The sequence below is a fragment of the Chitinophaga alhagiae genome (genome assembly GCF_003568665.1).
GTDB lineage: Bacteria > Bacteroidota > Bacteroidia > Chitinophagales > Chitinophagaceae > Chitinophaga > Chitinophaga alhagiae.
This window is the reverse complement of the sequence record NZ_QXMH01000002.1, coordinates 1000099-1019422: the sequence shown is the minus strand read 5'-3', so window position 1 is coordinate 1019422 and position 19324 is coordinate 1000099. Positions and strand designations below refer to the sequence as shown.

General features: G+C 54.7%; 13 protein-coding genes. 7 read left to right on the top strand and 6 right to left on the bottom strand.

Annotated elements, in window-relative coordinates; all coding sequences use genetic code 11:
* Positions 1-197 precede the first annotated feature (197 nt).
* From D3A97_RS14985 to D3A97_RS14965, 5 genes are all read left to right on the top strand, one after another.
* Entirely contained in the window at positions 198-3722 is a 3525-nt protein-coding gene (locus D3A97_RS14985) for a SusC/RagA family TonB-linked outer membrane protein (protein ID WP_198674007.1), read from the top strand.
* Positions 3723-3732: 10 nt separating this feature from the next.
* Positions 3733-5124, top strand: a complete 1392-nt coding sequence (locus D3A97_RS14980) for a SusD/RagB family nutrient-binding outer membrane lipoprotein (RefSeq protein ID WP_119079281.1) — start codon at positions 3733-3735, stop codon at positions 5122-5124.
* Between the two features lie 106 nt (positions 5125-5230).
* Entirely contained in the window at positions 5231-6658 is a 1428-nt protein-coding gene (locus D3A97_RS14975; RefSeq protein ID WP_119079586.1) for an L-serine ammonia-lyase, read from the top strand.
* A gap of 82 nt (positions 6659-6740) precedes the next feature.
* A complete protein-coding gene (locus D3A97_RS14970) occupies positions 6741-6938 on the top strand; it encodes a hypothetical protein (RefSeq protein WP_119079280.1) in 198 nt (65 codons plus the stop codon).
* Positions 6939-7238: 300 nt separating this feature from the next.
* Complete coding sequence (locus D3A97_RS14965; RefSeq protein ID WP_119079279.1) at positions 7239-7790, top strand: DUF7935 family protein; 552 nt, start codon at positions 7239-7241, stop codon at positions 7788-7790.
* Between the two features lie 83 nt (positions 7791-7873).
* Here the strand turns inward: D3A97_RS14965 and D3A97_RS14960 are convergent, their stop codons facing one another.
* Positions 7874-8776, bottom strand: coding sequence for a M23 family metallopeptidase (locus D3A97_RS14960; RefSeq protein ID WP_157986553.1), 903 nt, complete (start codon positions 8774-8776; stop codon positions 7874-7876).
* A 54-nt stretch (positions 8777-8830) separates the two neighbouring features.
* On the opposite strand from D3A97_RS14960, the gene D3A97_RS14955 reads away from it, so the two are divergent.
* Both D3A97_RS14955 and D3A97_RS14950 read left to right on the top strand, forming a co-directional pair.
* On the top strand, positions 8831-10384 hold the full coding sequence (locus tag D3A97_RS14955; protein ID WP_119079278.1) for an acyl-CoA mutase large subunit family protein: 1554 nt from the start codon (positions 8831-8833) through the stop codon (positions 10382-10384).
* A 36-nt stretch (positions 10385-10420) separates the two neighbouring features.
* Positions 10421-11317 carry a class I SAM-dependent methyltransferase gene (locus D3A97_RS14950; protein ID WP_119079277.1) on the top strand — a complete coding sequence of 299 codons (897 nt, stop codon included), beginning with the start codon at positions 10421-10423 and terminating at the stop codon, positions 11315-11317.
* A gap of 41 nt (positions 11318-11358) precedes the next feature.
* Here the strand turns inward: D3A97_RS14950 and D3A97_RS14945 are convergent, their stop codons facing one another.
* The 5 genes from D3A97_RS14945 to D3A97_RS14925 form a co-directional block, all read right to left on the bottom strand.
* Positions 11359-13539: a S46 family peptidase gene (locus tag D3A97_RS14945; protein WP_119079276.1), complete on the bottom strand. Its 2181-nt coding sequence runs from the start codon at positions 13537-13539 to the stop codon at positions 11359-11361.
* Between the two features lie 214 nt (positions 13540-13753).
* Positions 13754-14083 (bottom strand): hypothetical protein, encoded by a 330-nt coding sequence (locus tag D3A97_RS14940; RefSeq protein WP_157986552.1) that lies wholly within the window; start codon positions 14081-14083, stop codon positions 13754-13756.
* Between the two features lie 241 nt (positions 14084-14324).
* Entirely contained in the window at positions 14325-15731 is a 1407-nt protein-coding gene (lpdA, locus tag D3A97_RS14935; RefSeq protein WP_119079274.1) for a dihydrolipoyl dehydrogenase, read from the bottom strand.
* A 169-nt stretch (positions 15732-15900) separates the two neighbouring features.
* A complete protein-coding gene (gene lolA1 / locus D3A97_RS14930; protein WP_119079273.1) occupies positions 15901-16575 on the bottom strand; it encodes an outer membrane lipoprotein periplasmic chaperone LolA1 in 675 nt (224 codons plus the stop codon).
* Between the two features lie 131 nt (positions 16576-16706).
* Positions 16707-19286, bottom strand: a complete 2580-nt coding sequence (locus D3A97_RS14925) for an FtsK/SpoIIIE family DNA translocase (RefSeq protein ID WP_119079272.1) — start codon at positions 19284-19286, stop codon at positions 16707-16709.
* Positions 19287-19324: the final 38 nt, after the last annotated feature.

Here is a 19324-nt window from a genome sequence, read left to right as displayed (position 1 = left end):
TATTGTATGAATACGTACCGAAAATCCGCTTACGGATAAAGGGTTGTGAAAGAGCCGCTCCCTGTTGCAGCAGGTTGCGGCTCTGTTTGTAATTAATAATCCCTGTTTCAGAATCATTAAAACTTATCAAAGCTATGAATTTGTATGCAAAACTGCATGGCCATCCGCTGCTATGCTGTAAAACCAAACGGTTATTTATGAGAATATCCATTCTGGCCGCATTGCTAACGATCAACGGGCTTTTGATGGCCGGCAACGGAACCGGCCAGGACCTGCGCAAACCCGTGTCCATAGAGCTTAAGAACGCCAGCCTGAAGCAGGCCCTCCGGAAAATAGAGCATCTCGGCAAACTTTCCTTTACCTATAAGACCGCAGACGTGGCGGCCTACTCCAACATCACGTACCAGGCGGTAGAAAAACCGCTGGCCCTGGTGCTGGACGACCTGTTGAAATCTACAGACCTGCGGTACGAGCAGGTAGAAGCCAATATCATCATTAAAAAGACCTTCAGCGGCATGCCCCTGCCCGCCGCAACCCCGCATGCCGCGCCCGGCTTCAGCGGCGCGGCCGTGTATGACGGCCATGTAAAAGGCGTGGTAAGGGACCGCAGCGGCGCCCCCGTGCCGTTTGCCACCATTACCGTAGTAGGCACCACCAAAGGCACAGTGGCCGATGCGAACGGAGAATTTACCCTTACCGGCCTCAAGGCAGGCAGCCACCAGCTGCAGGCCTCCGCCGTGGGTTTTGACGCCCTGGTGAAAACCGTTGACGTGCAGGACAATGCCACCGCCACCCTCCACTTTGAGCTGGCAGAAGGCGGCAAAGACCTCAGTGAAGTAGTGGTGACCGCCCTCGGCATCAACCGCAACCAGCGCTCCCTCGGTTATGCCACGCAACAGGTAGACGGCAGCAACCTCACGCTCACCAAAGAACAGAACGTACTCGGCTCCCTGGCCGGCAAAATTGCCGGCGTGCAGGTAGTAGGCGCTTCCGGCTCCAGCATGGGCGGCACCCAGAAAATAAAGATCCGCGGCGTCAACTCCATTTCAGGCGGGGACCAGCCCCTCATTGTGGTAGACGGCACGCCCATCTCCAACGCCAACTTTGCCGGCAGCGACCGGGCGGACTTCGGCAACCTGGGGCAAGATGTGAACCCGGAAGACATTGAGACCATCAACGTGCTCAAAGGCCCTGCAGCATCCGCTCTCTACGGCATCCGCGGGCAATACGGGGTGATCATGATCACCACCAAAAAAGGCAGGCGCGGCGCCAAAAAAGTGGAAGTACAGCTCAACAGCGCCTATTCCGTTGAAAAGGCCGGCAACTTCCTGGAACTGCAAAACCTCTACGGCGCCGGTTCCACCCAAACATGGCGCACCCTTTCCAACGGCCAGAAATTTGTGCAGCTGGACTATGATGAAAGCTGGGGGCCCAAAATGGACGGCACGCCCGTACGCCAGGTGTTCAGCTTTTACCCGCAAGACCCCGAGTACGGCAAAGAAACGCCCTTTGTACCGCACCCCAACAACATCAAGGATTTTTACCAGACCGGGCATAACTTCAACAACGGCATTACCGTAGCCGGCGGCAGCGAAAACTCCACCTTCCGCGTCAGCTACAACAACACCAGCATTGGCGGCATAGAGCCTAATACCTGGCTGAAGAGGAACAACCTGGGCGTGAGCGCCGCGCTGGACCTTTCTCCCAAATGGACGGTAGCCACCAACATCAACTACGCCAACAACAGCGCCCAGAGGCCCTCCCAGGGCTCCGAATGGGGCGCGCGCTATATTGTGCAATGGTTCCAGCGCAACCTGGACATGAAACGCATGCGGGACTACCGTTATGCAGACGGTACCGTTAAACACTGGAACCTGGACCCGCCCGCTTCCGGCAGCAGCGGCGAACTGACAGACTTCAGCGCCCTCTACTGGGACAATCCCTACTTTGACGCTTTCGAAAATACCAGCAATGACAGCCGCGACCGTTTTTTCGGGGACGTGGGCCTCACCTGGAAAATATTGCCGGAACTGAAACTGAGCGGTTTTGTACGCGGCGATATGTATACCCAGAACATCGAAAGCCGCATTGCATACGGCGGCAGGCGCGTACCGCAATATTCCACCGGCAAGTACCAGAACCGGGAAATGAACTACGAGTTCCTGGCGCAGTATAACAAGAACTGGGACGATTTCTCCTTCAACGCCAACCTGGGCGGCAACATTTACAACCGCCGCTACAGCTATGTGACCGGCGCCACGCAGGGCGGTCTTTCCAGTCCGGGTTTCTACAACCTGGCCGCCTCCATAGACCGGCCGCTGAGCAACTCTTACCTGCTGCGCAAGCAGATCAGGAGCGGCTACGGCATGGCCTCTTTCGGTTACAGGAACACGTATTTTGTAGACGCCTCGCTGCGGAACGACAATTCTTCCGCGCTGCCCGCCGAGAACAACTCCTACTGGTACCCCTCCATTTCAGGCAGCTTCATTTTCAGCGAGGTCATGCAATGGAAACCGCTCTCCTTCGGCAAGCTGCGCCTCAGCTATGCGCAGGCCGGCTCCGACCTGGGCGTGTACGAAACCTCGCTGAACTACGGCGTAGGCGGTTTTTATAAAGACGCCAATTCGCAAACCAACTCCCTCTATGTGCTGGACGATCTCGTGAACCAGGAGATCAAACCCTCCTTTGCCCACTCCTACGAAGCAGGCATAGACCTGAAGTTCTTTGACGGCAGGCTGGGCGCCGGGTTCACCTATTACATCCAGAAGAACAAGAACCAGATCATCCCCCTGGGCCTTTCCGGCACCAGCGGCTATGCGCGTACCACCATCAACGCGGGGCTGATAGAGAACAAAGGGATAGAACTGACCCTAACGGCTACGCCCATACGCGGCAAGAACTTTAGCTGGAACACCATCTTCAACCTGAACAGGAACCGCAGCATGGTAGTGGAACTGGGGCCCGGGCAGGATGTGTACCCGCTGTACTCCACCACTTACAGCCAGGTTACCTCTTACCTGAACGCCTACAAGGGCCAGCCCTTCGGCAGCCTCATTGGCAAGGCCTACCAGCGGGATTCCGCTACCGGGCAAATATTGCTGGGCGCCAACAACCAGCCGCTCTACACGTCTGAAACGCACAACTTCGGCAGCGTGCTGCCGGATGTTACCGGCGGTTTCCAGAACATGTTCCAGCTCGGCAACTTTGACCTGGGCGTGATGATAGACTACCAGTTTGGCGGCATGTTCTTCAGCCGCTCCAAAATGCTGGCCGCCAAAACGGGCATGGCCGCTGAAACCGCCGCTACCAACGAGAACGGTAAGAACGTGCGGGACCCCGTGGCAGACGGCGGCGGTGTAAAGGTGACCGGCATTTCCTCCGTTTCCAAAGAACCGGTAACGGCATTTGTAGACGCGCGCACCTACTACCGCACCACGCTGGGCACCCATGTATATGAAGAATGGCTGTACGGGGCGGATTATATAAAGCTGCGCGAAATACGGCTGGGGTATACCCTCAACAAGGCCAGCCTCGGCAAGCTGCCCTTCTCCCGCGTCAACATTGCGCTGATTGCCCGCAACCCCGCCATGCTGTGGCAGAAAGCCCCCAAAGGGCTTGACCCCACGGAGCTTTCCAGCGGCAGCCAGGCCATCAGCTGGTTTGAGTCCGGCCAATCCAACACCGTCCGTTCATTTGGCGCAAACCTTACTGTCAACTTCTAAAACTACTCCAATGAAAATACTCCCGATAATAGCAATAACGTGCATGGTGCTTGGGGCGTGTAACAAATTTGGCGATCTGAACGTGAACCCGAACCTGCCCTCACAGGCCTCCAATACGCAACTGATAGCCAACTCGCAGCTGTACCTGCCGGTGCTGGCAGAATCGCCGCAGGGCGAATACTTTGCGCAATACCTGTCAGAAACGCAGTATCCCAACCTCTCCCTCTTCAACCAGGTGAGCGCCAGCTTTTACGGCATTTACCAGGGGCCGCTCATGAACCTGGACTCCGTGCTGCGCGCCAAAGTGTACAACCCGGCAGAAGGGCCCGGCGCCAACCAGCAGGCCGTGGCCAAAATACTGAAGGCCTATTATTTCTGGCATGTTACAGACCGCTGGGGAGATGTGCCCTACTCCGCCGCCCTACAGGGGAAGAGCGATTTTACGCCCGTGTATGACCCGCAGGAGCAGCTTTACAACAGCCTGTTCGCAGAGCTGACCGATGCCAGCAACATGATAGTGGCCGGCAACATCAGCAACGATATCATTTACAAGGGCAACATCGCCAAATGGAAAAAGCTGGCCAACACCATCCGCCTGCTGATGGCGCTCCGCCTCTCCGAAGTGGCGCCGGAAAAGGCCAAAACGGAATTTAACGCCGCCCTGGCCGCCGGCATCATGACGGGCACGGCAGATAACCTCACCTTCCAGCACCTGGCCGAACAGGCCAATGAAAGTTTCTGGTACGATCAGGTCTCGGACCAGAACCGCAAATGGTGGGCCCTCAGCCTCACCCTGGTAGATAAAATGAAACCCGTGGACGATCCGCGCCTGCCCGTGTATGGCGACAAAAACTCCGGCGGCGAGTACGTTGGGCTGGAATTTGGCAAGCAGGACGGGCTGAGCACCACTGCTTACTCCCTCCTGGGCGCCGAGGTACGCCGGCAAGATGCCAAAGTATACCTGGTCACCTACGCACAGGCCCTTTTTGCCATAGCGGAAGCCGCCAAACGCGGCTGGACCGGCGGCGGCGAAGCCGAAGCGGAAGCCAGTTACAAGGCCGCCATCCGGGAATCTATTTACCAGTGGACGGGAGACTCCGCCAGCTACCCCGCTTTCTATGCCAAACCCGGCATCACCTATGTGCCCGCCAACGGCATGGAACAGATTGCCACGCAGCGCTGGGTACACCTGTTCATGCACGGGTATGAGGCCTGGGCGGAATGGAGAAGAACGGGCTTCCCCGTACTGCACAAGCCGCAGGGCAAAGACATCCCCACCCGCCAGGGCTACCCGTCAGATGAAGTATTCAACAACCGCGACAATTACAACGAAGCCGTGACCCGGCAGTTCGGCGGCGCGGGAGACGGGCTGTACGGCAAACTGTGGTGGGACAAACCGTAGATTATTGAAACACCCTTCCTTATACCCGGGCCGGCCTTTGTGCCGGCCCTTGTTTTTTGCATCTGCCGCGGAACGCTTACCTTTGAAAATTAAACACGTATCAATTGTGCCAAACGAGTGCATTTCCGTATTTGACATTTTCAAGATAGGCGTAGGCCCTTCCAGCTCTCACACCCTTGGCCCCTGGCGCGCCGCCATGCGCTTTTGCGATGAGCTGCAGGCCGCCGGCAAGCTGGCGCAGGTGCGGCAGGTGAAAGTGCTGCTGTACGGCTCCCTGGCCAAAACAGGCCACGGCCACGGTACAGACATTGCCGTGCAGCTGGGCCTTTCCGGAGATGACCCTGTTACGTTTGACGTTAGCCAGATCCATTCCAAAATAGATCACATCCGCCGCTACCGCACCCTGCAGCTGCACGGTACGCATACCCTTACGTTCGACCCCGTGGAAGACATTGAATTTCTTTTCGAAGCATCCCTCCCCTTCCATCCCAATGCCCTTACCTTTTTGGTAACGCTGGCAGACGGAGAGCAGCTGGCAGCCACCTATTACTCTGTTGGCGGCGGCTTTGTGGTGAAAGAAGGCGAAACCGGCGGCGCCGACGGCGGCGTGGAACTGCCCTTCCCCATTGACACCGCCAGGCAGCTGCTGCAATGGTGCATGAAAACAGGGTATTCCATTTCCGAGCTGGTGATGGAAAATGAACAGGCATGGAGAAGTGAAGCGGAAACGCGGGAAGGCGTGATGAAGATATGGCAGGTGATGCAGGAATGCACTTACCGCGGCTGCCACACCACCGGCGAGCTGCCGGGAGGCCTCCACGTAGGCCGCAGGGCGGCGGCGCTCAACAAAAAACTGTTGCAGGGAAGAACATACACAGACTATAACTCGTGGATAGCGGCCATCCGCGCGGGCGGCAGCCATTTTTCCTATACGCTTGACTGGGTGAGCTGTTTTGCCCTGGCCGTGAATGAGGAGAACGCCTCCTTCGGCCGCGTGGTAACAGCGCCCACCAATGGGGCCGCGGGCGTGATACCCGCTGTATTGCAATACTACATTGCCTTCTGCGATGGCCTGCACCGGGATAAAATATTGCAGTTCATACTCACCGCTTCAGAAATAGGCAGCATCTTCAAAAAACGCGCTACCATCTCCGCCGCCATGGGCGGCTGCCAGGCGGAAATAGGCGTATCTTCCGCCATGGCCGCGGCAGCGCTCACAGAATGCCTCGGCGGTTCGCAAAGGCAAGTGCTCATGGCCGCTGAAATAGCCATGGAACACCACCTCGGCCTCACCTGCGACCCCATTGGCGGCCTGGTGCAGGTGCCCTGCATTGAAAGGAACACCATGGGCGCCATCAAAGCCATTACCGCCTCGCAGCTCGCGTTGCAAAGCAACCCCGAACTGGCAAAAGTATCGCTGGACGCAGTGGTGAAAACCATGTGGGACACCGCGCTGGACATGAACTCCAAGTACAAGGAAACATCAGACGGAGGGCTGGCCGTGAACATTCCTATCAGTTTGCCGGAGTGCTGATGTTTGCAGGTTGAGTGTGAGAAAATCTTTTGGGAGGAAAGGGGTTTTGCTGTAAATTGTGTTGCATTAAAACCAACTATTTATGAGACCTGCGATCAGCGAACTCGGAAAACAATTCCTGAGAGACGATGTAGCGGCAGATGCCGTGCTTACGGCCATCCTGAACAACCCTTACGCGGTTGCCATGCGGCAGGAAATATGGGTAGATGTTCCTGCCACCGCCAGCCGCCCTGCCATGCGGATATCAGTTGTAAGGTCACCGGCGCCTGAGTTTGATTGACCGCTTGCATCCATTGTTTATATAAATGTTAACCTTCCATGAATTTAGCTATCGGGGCTTTCGTGCTGACCCTGCTTTTACTCTTCCGAAACCAGCAGGGCCACGCACATTTCCGGAGACCTGCTCATGATCCCCTTCCGGGAGGTACTCAACATCAACATCACTTACTTCAGCTTCAAGGCCATGCAGCTTTTTCAGCCGCCCTGCCCCGCCGCCGCGCTGCTGCCAACAAAATTTCCACAACAACCGTTACAAATATAAAAATACTATTATATTTGTACTTCTAAACCACACCGTATTATGCCCTCCACCCAGGAACTGTTGTTTATACTGATCATTGCCGGCGCCGTAGTGCTCGTTATCTGGACATTGAAAGACACGCTGAAGAAACCCGGCAAAACGGGTGGCGACAAACCCGCCGCGGAGGCCGGGAAGCGCCAGCAGCAGGAGGTAGTGCTGCCCCTGCAGTTGCAGGCCTATGAGCGGCTGGTGTTGTTTGTGGAAAGGATCAACCCGCAAAGCCTGATCAGCCGCGTGAACCAGCCTGGCTTTTCCGTGCTTGACATGCAGATAGGCATGGTATCCAACATCAAATCAGAATACGATCACAACGTTTCCCAGCAGATCTATGTAGCGCCGGAGGCCTGGGAGGCCGTGAGAACGGTGAAGGAGCAGACCATTTCCATCATTAACCAGATAGCGCTCAAGCTCCCGCCAGACGCGCCTTCTATTGAGCTGAACAAACAGATATTGGAACTTTTCATGCATCAGAAAGAATCGCCTTCTGATATTGCCGCGGAGATCATCAATGCGGCGGCCAGGCAGCTGATGCAGCAGGCGTCTGCCTCCTGAGGCTTTTCTACATGCCCGCGGGAGCATTTGGGTAATGCGGGAATAAACACAGCCACCGCACTTTTTTTGCAGCGGCCATCTGCCTAAAGGTCTTTCTTTTTGATCATCTCATTCAGCAAATAGCCTTTCCCGTTAAAGTGAATATACAGCGGTGTGGAAGCGTACCAGGCTTTCCCCGCCTCCCTGGCGTGCACCTGTATGTGCAGGTGCGGCTCGGAGCTGAAGCCGGAGTTGCCCACCCGGCCCAGCGGGAAACCGGTTTTTACCGTATCCCCCTCCTGCACGAGCACGCTCCCTTTTTTCAGATGCCCCATGAACACATAATAGTCCGGCGTTTCTATCAGCACCAGGTTGGTGTTTTTGGGGCCGCGGTCCATATTGGGGGGAATATTGTCCGGGTTGCCGCCGTAGGCCCGCGTTACAATACCGTCGCAAGGGCTGTAAATGGTATCCCCGAAAATGGCGTAATCTTCCAGCCTGCGCGAGAATATTTTGTTGGCCCGGCGGCCCAGGGGGTCCAGCTTCACAATGTCCATTGCATAAATGGCGCCCCGCAGGCTGAAGTGGAAAAGGTTGGTGGGCAATCCCTTCCCTCCCTGTAAAACGAAATAACGCCCCTTTTTAAGCGGAAAATCAAGCTCAACAGTATCCGGCCGGCCCGTTGTGCCGGTAAAATACAAAACGCAGCCAAGGGCCAGTAAAAGGGTAAAGAACACTTTGACAATAACACCGCGGTTGCGGCCGGCGGTTTTACGCCGCAGCAGGAAGAGCAGCGCCAGCAGCAGGTATGCACCGCCGAAAACGTACTTGGCGTAAATGGTCAGGAACACCCAGGTGCCGTAAAGGTAGATGAACAGGGCCATGGCGGCAGACAGGGCAGCGGTGAACAGCGCGTCCGGCATGGGTTTGCGCGTGGCGCGAAAAAACAGGTGTATGCTCCATAGTCCAATGCCTATCGTCAGCAGCAGCAACAGGTACGTAATCATAACCAGGCAACAAAATTTATCACAATTTATTGTTTTTAAAGTAACATTGTGAATATGGAAAAGAAGATCAGCACTGATTCGGGCATTGAGATACAACCGTTGTACACCAATCCCGTACCGATGGAAGAAGTGCCGGGCAGTTTCCCCTTCACCCGCGGCATCCATGCCTCCATGTACCGTGACAAATTGTGGACCATGCGGCAGTACGCCGGTTTCAGCACGGCGGAGGCTTCCAACAAACGGTACCATTACCTGCTCGGCCAGGGTGTAATGGGGCTCAGCGTGGCCTTTGACCTGCCTACGCAGATCGGGTACGATTCAGACCACCCCATGGCGGAAGGCGAAGTAGGCAAGGTAGGCGTGGCCATAGACTCGCTGGAGGATATGGAAGTGTTGTTTTCCGGCATAGACCTGGAAAAGGTATCCACCTCCATGACCATTAACGCTACCGCCTATATTCTGCTGGCCCTCTACATTGCACTGGCCAAAAAACAGGGCGCGGACCTGAAAAAGATCTCGGGCACCATCCAGAACGACATCCTGAAAGAATACGCCGCCCGCGGCACCTTCATTTACCCTCCCAAGCCCTCCATGCGGCTGATCACCGATATTTTTGACTACTGCAGCCGCGAGGTGCCCAAATGGAACACCATTTCCATCAGCGGCTACCACATCCGCGAAGCGGGCGCCAATGCCGTGCAGGAGCTGGCTTTCACCCTCTCTAACGGCAAGGCCTACCTGCAGGCCGCACTGGAGAAGGGGCTTGACATCAACGTGTTTGCCAAGCGGCTGAGCTTTTTCTTCAACGCCCACAATCACCTCTTTGAAGAAGTGGCCAAGTTCCGCGCGGCGCGCAACATGTGGGCGCACATCACCCAAAGCCTGGGCGCTACAGATCCCAAGGCGCAGATGCTCCGCTTCCACACGCAAACCGGCGGCAGCACCCTCACCGCGCAGCAGCCCCACAACAACATTGTGCGCGTGGCCGTGCAAACGCTGGCCGCCACCCTGGGGGGCACGCAAAGCCTGCACACCAACGGGTTTGATGAAGCTATTTCCCTGCCCACGGAAGCCGCCGCCCGCATTGCCCTGCGCACGCAGCAGATCATCGGCTACGAAAGCGGTATTGCCGATACGGTAGACCCGCTGGGCGGCTCCTACTACGTAGAAGCGCTCACCCGCGAAGTGGAGGCCAAAGCCTGGGAGCTGATCGGGAAAATAGATGCCATGGGCGGCTCCGTAGCCGCTGTGGAACAGGGTTTCATACAGGATGAAATAGCCCGCAGCGCCTACCGCTACCAGCAGGAAATTGAAACGGGCGAAAAAGTGATCGTAGGCGTCAACAAATTTGTGGTGGAAGAAGAAGCACATACAGACGTGTTCAGGATAGATGACAGCATCCGCAAGCTGCAGTCGGAAAAACTGCAGGCACTGCGCAGCCGCCGCAGCAATGAAAAAGCTACCGCCGCCCTGGCCGCCCTGAAGGCTGCCGCCGGCACTTCCGCCAACCTGATGCCCCTGGTGGTGGATGCGGTGGAATGTTATTGCACCCTGGGAGAAATTGCGGACACGTTGCGCAAAGTATGGGGAGAGTACAGTGGTATTTAAAATGGATGCTTATCTTGCAGCAGCTTTAACTACAACATGAGTTTGATTCATTACCAGCAATGCCCGCTTTGCGGATCTGAAAAGATCGGCAAAAAGCTCACGGCAAAAGACCATACCGTATCACTGGAAACTTTTGACATATGGGAGTGTGCCACCTGCACCGGCCGCTTCACGCAGGATGTGCCTGCCCTTTCCGACATAGGCCGGTATTACCAGTCTGCCGAATATATTTCCCACTCCGAGACCCGCGAAGGCCTCATCAACCGCCTGTATCACAGCGTGCGCAAGATCACCATGCGCTCCAAGCAGAACTGGGTGAAAACCGCCGCAGGCGTTAAAACCGGCACCCTGCTGGATATTGGCAGCGGCACCGGCGCCTTCCTGGCCCATATGAAACAGCTGGGCTGGGACGTAACCGGCCTGGAGCCGGATGCCACCGCCCGCGAAAATGCGCTCAAATACCACCAAATAGACAGCCGCTCTATAGAAGACCTCTTCCAGCTGGAACCTGGTCAATACGATTGCATCACCATGTGGCACGTACTGGAGCACGTACATGACCTCCACGGCTACCTTGACCAGATACATACCCTGCTCAAACCCGGCGGCGCGCTGCTGGTGGCCGTTCCCAACTACAGATCTACAGATGCCCGCATCTACGGCAGCCATTGGGCAGCATATGATGTACCCCGCCATCTCTACCACTTCTCACCCGTGGCTATGGACATGCTGATGCAGCAGCACCGCTTCAACATCGAGTCCAAACACCCCATGGTGTTCGATGCCTTTTATGTAAGCCTGCTGAGCGAAAAATATAGGACCGGCAAAGGCGGCCTGCTGGCGGGTGGTTTCAGGGGACTGCGCTCCTACTGGAAAGCCTGGCGGCATGTAGACAAGTGCAGTTCTATTGTGTATGAATGCAAATTGTTATAAACAAAAGAGCGTGTCCGGAAAACGAACACGCTCTTTTGTTATCAGGCTGCTTTCTTTTTTACCGTGGGCGCTTTCATCTTCTTCGGCCGCACCAGCTTCATTTCATCTATCAGGTGTTTGGCCCCCGCAAATTTGTCTACAATGAAGAGCACGTACCGGATGTCTACCATAATGTTCCGGCAAATGGACGCATCGTAGTTGATATCGCTCATGGTGCCTTCCCAGGTGCGGTCAAAGTTGAGGCCGATGAGGTTGCCGTACGCATCCAGCGCGGGACTGCCGGAGTTGCCGCCGGTAGTATGGTTGGAGGCAATGAAACACACAGGCATTTTGCCTGCTGCACCGTATGGGCCGTAGTCTTTCCGGGCATACAGGTCGCGCAGCTTTTCCGGTACGTCAAACTCGTAGTCACCCGGCTTGTATTTTTCCATCACCCCGTCCAGCGTAGTAACGAAACCATATTTCACCGCATCCCGCGGGCTGTAGCCGTTCACCTTGCCGTAGGTGAGGCGGAGCGTGCTGTTGGCATCCGGGTAAAAACGTTTGTCTTTCACCAGGTCCATCTGCGCCTGCATGTAGCGGCGCTGCAAGTGGTTGATCTGCGGCTGCAGCTCGTCATACGGTTTGTTGATGAAATCAATATAGCCGTTCCGCAGGCCAATGGCCAGGCGGGTGGCGGGGTCTTTCCATACAGCCTCAGATACTTTGCGGAAAGGCTGGTTAAGGAAAGCGGCCAGTTTGTCGTAAGCCGTGAGCGCGCTCTGGCTGTACAGTTTATTGGCCGTAGTGCGCCCGTCTTTGTTGGTTTCCATCCAGATCTGGTAAGCCTCGCCGCCAATGCGGCTGGAGGGCACTTCCCTGAAATAAATGTCCAGCAGCGCAACGGCTACTTCGCGGTCTACATCGTTGTTATAATTTTTGTACAGCGGCTGCAGTTTGGCCAGCAGCTCCTCCCGCTCTGCGTTCCAATGTTCCTCCCCTTTCAGGCGGGTTGCCTGCAGAGAAGAAATGATGTTGTTCGCAAAGGACAGCATTTCCACGCTGCGCACCATTTCGCTGTAATAATCGCGGCTGACGGCGTAGGGCGCCTGGGCCTTGTAGAGGTTGTTGAGAGAATCCAGCAGGCCGCGGTAGGGCGGGTGGGCCTGTGCCAGCTGCTGGAAGCGTTTTTCAAAATCGAGCTTGCGCTGAATGCCGTTGGTCTGTTTCACGCCCTGCATTTCACCGATCCATTTTTTCCAGGCGTTAGCGGTGCTGGCAAACTTGGAAGCATACTGGATCTTGACCTGTTCATCCTTTCTCATGAAGCCGTCTATCACTTTCAGCGCCGCGTCCCGCATTTGCACACGGGCCGGGTCTTGCCCTTCCACCGTCAGCTTCATGGCTTCTGACGGCAGGTACTCGTTGGTGCGGCCGGGGAAGCCGAACACCATGGTGAAATCATTTTCCGCCACGCCATCCAGCGAAATGGGCAGGAAATGTTTGGGTTTCAGGGGCACATTGTCTTTGGAATATTCCGCGGGCCGGTTGTCTTGACCGGCATAGATCCTGAAAATGGAGAAATCGCCGGTATGGCGGGGCCACACCCAGTTGTCCGTGTCCGCGCCAAATTTGCCTATGGAGGAAGGTGGCGCGCCTACGAGGCGTATGTCTTTATACGTTTCCGTGATGAACAGGAAATACTGGTTGCCTTCAAAAAAAGGTTTGATCAGCACGCCCTGGTAACTTTCCTTTTTTGCGGCGGCTTTAATAGTGTTCAGGTTCTTGTCTATGGCGCTCTGCCGGGCGCTTTCGCTGAGGTGGCCCGCTACGCCCTGCAGGGCCTGCGCGGTTACATCTTCTATGCGTACAATAAAGGTGGCGGTGAGGCCTTCATTGGGCAGCTCTTCCGCTTTGTTGCGGGCCCAGAAACCATTGTCGAGGTAATTGTTTTGTACGGAAGAATGGCTTTGAATGGCGGAGTAACCGCAATGGTGGTTGGTGAGCAGCAGGCCTTGGGAAGAAATGATCTCCCCGGTGCAGAAACCGCCGAAGCTCACAATGGCATCTTTCAGGCTGCCTTTGTTCAGGCTGTAGATGTCCGCGGCGCTGATCTTCATGCCCATGCCCTTCATTTCTTTCTCGTTCAGTTTGGTGAGCAGCTGCGGCAACCACATGCCTTCCGTAGCGTACCCGGAAAGGTGGCCGGCCAGCAGCACTGCCATCAAAAAATACTTTCTCATAAGTAAGTTGTGCTTTGGTGACTAGAAAGGAGCAATTTAGGGAATTTGTAGGGGTTGGCAATAACAAACCGTATCGTAAAGTACAATGAAAATCAAGAGGTTGATACTGAAAAGGTGGACTTGATGCGGATATGCGCTGAAGGACATGCGAACTTGACGCGAAAGTAGCATGGACCGCTGGAGGCAGGCAAGGCACTTCCGCCTGCCGCTGCGCCTACCGCCTTACAACAGGGCGTTTGCGCTTCACTTTCGCCATCCTTCCCGGCAATACGGCAATAACATCCACCGCGGTGTATTGCCGGTTATGCAGGAACACCATCTTCCCCTGCTCTTCCATGTACTGGCTGACTTCCAGCATCACACAGCTCACAACGACCTTTTGCGCGGGCACCACCAGCGTGATCTCACCTGAAGGATGGTCAACCGGAAACAGCACCGCCGCTGACGCGGTGGCCGTTGCCTGTTCAAAGCCAGGCTGAACATGTACGGCCAAAGCCTTGATACACAAATGCGTGGCGCCGGGGTTGTTCATGCAACTATTCATGGGCGGAATACTCAAACATTTCGAAATCTTTAAATGGGGTGATTTCTGTCCCGCTTCCGGGACTGAAAAACGGCCACCATACGGCAAACCGGGCTATTTTTCCTTTCGCAGCGGTCACCCGGTTATTCGAAAAATCCGAATAACTGAACTATCCGGAATTTCCGTGTAGTTCACCAGGGCAACCAACAAAAAAAAGAGCCGCCTTGCCAGGCAGCTCTTTTCAAAAGATCGTTCTTATTATTTACAGGTGGATCGCTTCCCCGTAAGCCACTTCAATAGCATCTTTCACCGCTTCGCTCATAGTGGGGTGCGGGTGGATGCTGTTGAGCACTTCCAGGTAAGTGGTTTCCAGCGTACGGGCCGTTACGGTCTGTACAATGGCTTCGGTCACGTTCATGCCGATCATGTGGGTGCCCAGCCACTCGCCGTACTTGGCGTCGAAGATCACTTTCACGAAACCTTCCGTAGCCCCTGCGCCCACGGCCTTGCCGGAAGCGGAGAAGGGGAACTTGCCCACTTTCACTTCGTAACCGGCTTCTTTGGCCTGTTTCTCGGTGTAGCCAACAGACGCTACTTCCGGAGAGCAATAGGTACAGCCCGGTACGTTGTTGTAGTCGATAGGGGTAGGTTTGTGATTGAATTTCTTTTCGTTGTATGCAATGGCTTCCACGCAAACGATGGCTTCTTTGGAAGCCACGTGGGCCAGGGCCTGACCGGGAACAATATCGCCAATGGCGTATACGCCGGCCACGTTGGTGGCGTAGAACTTGTCTACCAGCACCTTGCCTTTATCGGTTTTTACGCCCAGGGTTTCCAGGCCAATGTTCTCGATATTGGCGGCAATGCCTACAGCGCTCAGTACCACGTCTGCTTCCAGCACCACTTCGCCGGAGGCGGTCTTCACTTTCGCCTTCACGCCGCCTTTGGTGGCTTCTACCGCTTCCACGCTGGAATTGGTCATTACTTCAATGCCTTTCTTCTTATAGATCTTTTCCAGCTCTTTGGAGATGTCTTCATCTTCAACCGGCACAATGCGCGGCAGGAACTCTACAATGGTCACCTTGGTGCCCATGGTAGCGTAGAAATAGGCAAATTCAACGCCGATGGCGCCGGAGCCTACCACTATCATGCTCTTAGGCTGAGTGGGCAGGTTCATGGCCTCGCGGTAGCCGATCACGTTCTTGCCGTCTATCTTCAGGTTGGGCAGTTCGCGGGAACGGGCGCCGGTAGCCAGAATGATATGTTTAGCCTCATGTACGGCCGTTTTTCCGTCTTTATCAGTTACTTCCACCTGGCCTTTGGCTTTCAGCTTGCCATTGCCGAGGATCACGTCTATCTTGTTCTTCTTCATGAGGAACTGAACGCCCTTGCTCATTTTATCAGCAGCGCCGCGGCTACGTTTGATCACTGCGGGAAAATCTGCTTTGGCATCACCCACCGTTACACCGTAATCTTTGGAATGCTGTATGTATTCCATTACCTGTGCTGATTTTAACAATGCCTTGGTTGGGATACAGCCCCAGTTCAAACAGATACCGCCCAAACTCTCTCTTTCTACTATAGCTGTTTTAAATCCCAGTTGAGAAGCCCGGATAGCCGCCACGTACCCACCGGGGCCACTACCAATTACGATTACGTCGTATGCCATATTGCTTGATTTTTATAATAAAACTTGGCAAATGTAATAAAAGTCAGAAGCAAAACGTAAAAAGTAAAAAGAATGCTGCGTACAGCGTTGATTTTTACGCAGTTAAAAGTTAAAAAAAAGGAGATCGCCAGTACGGTGATCTCCTTTTTTATACTTGATGAACAGGTTGTTATCGTAAATCTACCACTTCCACGCCGGGATATTTTTTGGCGTCGAAGGTGAACATATCGTCCGTAACGGCGCCGTTAGGCGTAAAGCTGCTGATCTCGTAGGTATAGCGGTTGCCGTTCTTTTCAAACACCTTCATGCGGGCCAGCGTCTGGTTCTTTTTATCTACGTCTACCAGTACCTTGAAGAAGGTCTTTGACTTGTCTGTGGGCGTCAGCTCAATATTCTGCAGCACCTTGCCTTTTTCGGTGGTCTCACCGTTGAGGCGGTACAGGAAATCCTTGTCATAGAAGTTGGTGAATATCTTGGCCGGCGTCATGGCGCTGCCGCTCTGGTCTACGTTGTTGATGGTCACCTCGTTCACGTCTTTGGCATACGTCCAGGAGGTTTTATTATCGCTGATAATTTCCTGGTCTCCCATCACCACTTTATACTTGGGGCCTTTCAGGTACACGGCCCCTTTCTTGGAGTCCATTACGCTGTTGTTGGCGCCTTCTATCTTCAAAATAAAATTAGCTATGACAGATTTGAGGGATTTGAACTTCTTGCTAACGTTATCCAGTACTGCCTTGGCTTTGGGATCGCTCTGCCCCAGGGAAGCGCGACTTTGAGCAGTTGCGCCGAATGCCAGCCCGCACAAGATCAACCCCATACATACCGTTTTCTTCATCATCATAATTTTTAGTGTTACAGTTACAGGTATTTAGACAAATGTTATGCCGGGCCGTTTAAGCCGCCCTGTTAAAGATTTGCAAAATTCGTCATTTATTACAAAAGGTGCAATGTTTGCGGTCAACGTGCGCAAAATTATAACATACTGTTAAGAATTTCTTCCAGGTCAGCCTCCGTTTTCACCATCACGTCCCTGGCCTTGCTGCCCATATTGGGGCCTACAATGCCTGCGGCCTCGAGCTGGTCCATGAGCCTGCCGGCCCGGTTGTAGCCCAGCTTCATCCTTCTTTGCAGCAGCGAGGTGGAGCCTTGCTGGTTCTGCACGATCACGCGGGCGGCTTCCTCAAACAGCGGGTCACGGTCGGTCAGGCTGAAATCCTTTCCTTCCATATCTTTTTCGTCAATATACTCCGGCAGCAGGAAGGCATCCGGGTAGCCGCGCTGTTCACCGATGAACTCGGCCACGCCTTCCACTTCCGGCGTGTCTACAAAAGCGCACTGGAGGCGTACCAGCTCACCGTTGAAGGAAATCAGCATATCTCCCTGCCCGATGAGCTGCTCCGCGCCGCCAATATCCAGGATGGTGCGGGAGTCTATCTTGGAAGATACCTTGAACGCGATGCGGGCGGGGAAGTTGGCCTTGATGGTACCGGTAATGATGTTCACGGAAGGGCGCTGCGTGGCAATAATAAGGTGAATGCCTACCGCACGGGCCAGCTGGGCCAGGCGGGCAATGGGCATTTCCACTTCCTTGCCGGCCGTCATGATCAGGTCTGCAAATTCGTCTACCACCAGCACAATAAAGGGCAGGTAGCGGTGCCCTTTCTGCGGGTTCAGGCGGCGCTGGGTGAACTTGCCGTTATACTCGCGGATGTTGCGGGTACCGGCTTCCTTCAGCAGATCGTACCGCAGGTCCATTTCGATACACAGCGCGTTGAGGGTGTGTACCACCTTTTTAGTGTCTGTGATGATGGCGTCTTCCTCTCCCGGCAGCTTGGCCAGGAAGTGTTTCTCTATCAGCTTGTAGAGAGACAGTTCCACCTTTTTGGGATCTACCAGTACAAACTTGAGCTGCGAGGGGTGTTTCTTGTAGAGCAGGGATACCAGCAGGGTGTTGATGCCTACGGACTTACCCTGGCCGGTAGCCCCCGCCATGAGCAGGTGCGGCATTTTGGCCAGGTCTACAATGAAGTTCTCGTTATCTATCTTTTTACCGATGGCTATCGGCAGGTCCATGGTGCTGTGCTGGAACTTGTCTGACGCCAGTATGTTACGCAGGGAAACGATGGTCTTTTTCACGTTGGGCACCTCAATACCGATGGTGCCCCTGCCGGGGATGGGCGCAATAATGCGGATGCCCAGCGCGGAGAGGCTGAGGGCAATGTCATCTTCCAGGTTCTTGATACGGGAAATGCGCACCCCGGCAGACGGCACTATTTCATAGAGCGTTACCGTGGGGCCTACCGTAGCACTGATCTTCTGGATGGTGATATCGTAGTTCTTCAGCGTATCAATGATCTGGTTCTTGTTCTTTTCCAGTTCGGAAGCGTCTTGCACAATTTTGTCAGAGCCGTGGTTTTCCAGCAGGTCCAGCGCGGGGTATTTATAGTCCCGCAGGTCCAGCGTAGGCTCGTAAGGGTCTGCCAGTACCGGTTCCCGCACTATTTCCGCTTCTTCAATTTCTTCCTCGGCCGGGTCTTCATACACCGGTTTTATTTCAAAGGCCACTTCGGATGCGGCGCTGCTTTTCTTTGGCGGCGTTGTTTCGCGCACCGGTTCAGGTTCCGGCTCGGGCATGGGCGCCGGCGCAGGTTCCGGTTCTTTCACCACAACGGGCGGCTGCGGCGGAATGTAGGCTACATTGGGCGTAGTGTCTTCTTTCTCTATCAGCTGCAGGCCCGCGTCAAAGGCTTCCTCTTCCATAACCGGTATTACCGTTACGCTGCCTTCCGCGTTGTTGTAGCGGTTCATGGCGGCCGCGGCCATCATTTCGTCCTCTTCCGCTTCCGTATTGCCTTCTTCTTCTTCTTCTTCCGTAACAGGCAGCGGCGTTTTTACTTTTTTCGGTTTTTTCTCCGGCCACTTGAAATCCACGTTGAACTTCCAGATCACCCAGGCCAGCCCTGCCAGCAACAGCAGCAGGCCCTCCCCTGTTTTGCCGAGGAAGCCGCCCGTCCATTTGTTCATAGCGTTGCCCAGCGCGCCGCCCCAGGGAAAATCAGCCTTGCCGGTGAGGAAAGAAAGGCTCATGCTGATGAACAGCAGGCCGAAGAGGATGTATTTTACATTGCGCCAGAAGCGGAACACGCGGCGGCCTACAATGAAGTTGATACCGATAATGAAAAAGAAATAACAGAACAGGTAAGAGGCCAGCCCGAAACCTTTGAAAAAGAACCAGTGGGAGGTGTAGGCGCCCAGGCGGCCCAGCAGGTTGTCTACCTCAATTTCGTGCATGAACAGCACTTTGGAGGAGTAGCGGAACACCTTGTCCTGGTCTTCTTCCCAGGTGAACAGGTAAGACGTGAAAGCAATGAAACAATAAAGGGAAAGCAGGATGAAAAAGGCCCCCAGCACCTTATGGGTGCGCTCGTCCCTTACCAGTTCCTTCACTTTTACTTCCGCTTCCTTGTCGGGCTTCAGTACATCCGGATTAGGTTGTTGCTCCTTTTTCTTTTTAGGTTCTTTCTTTTCTGATTTCAGTTTGTTACCAGCCATAATCGAAATCAAAATTAACTATTGCCGGGGCAATCGCG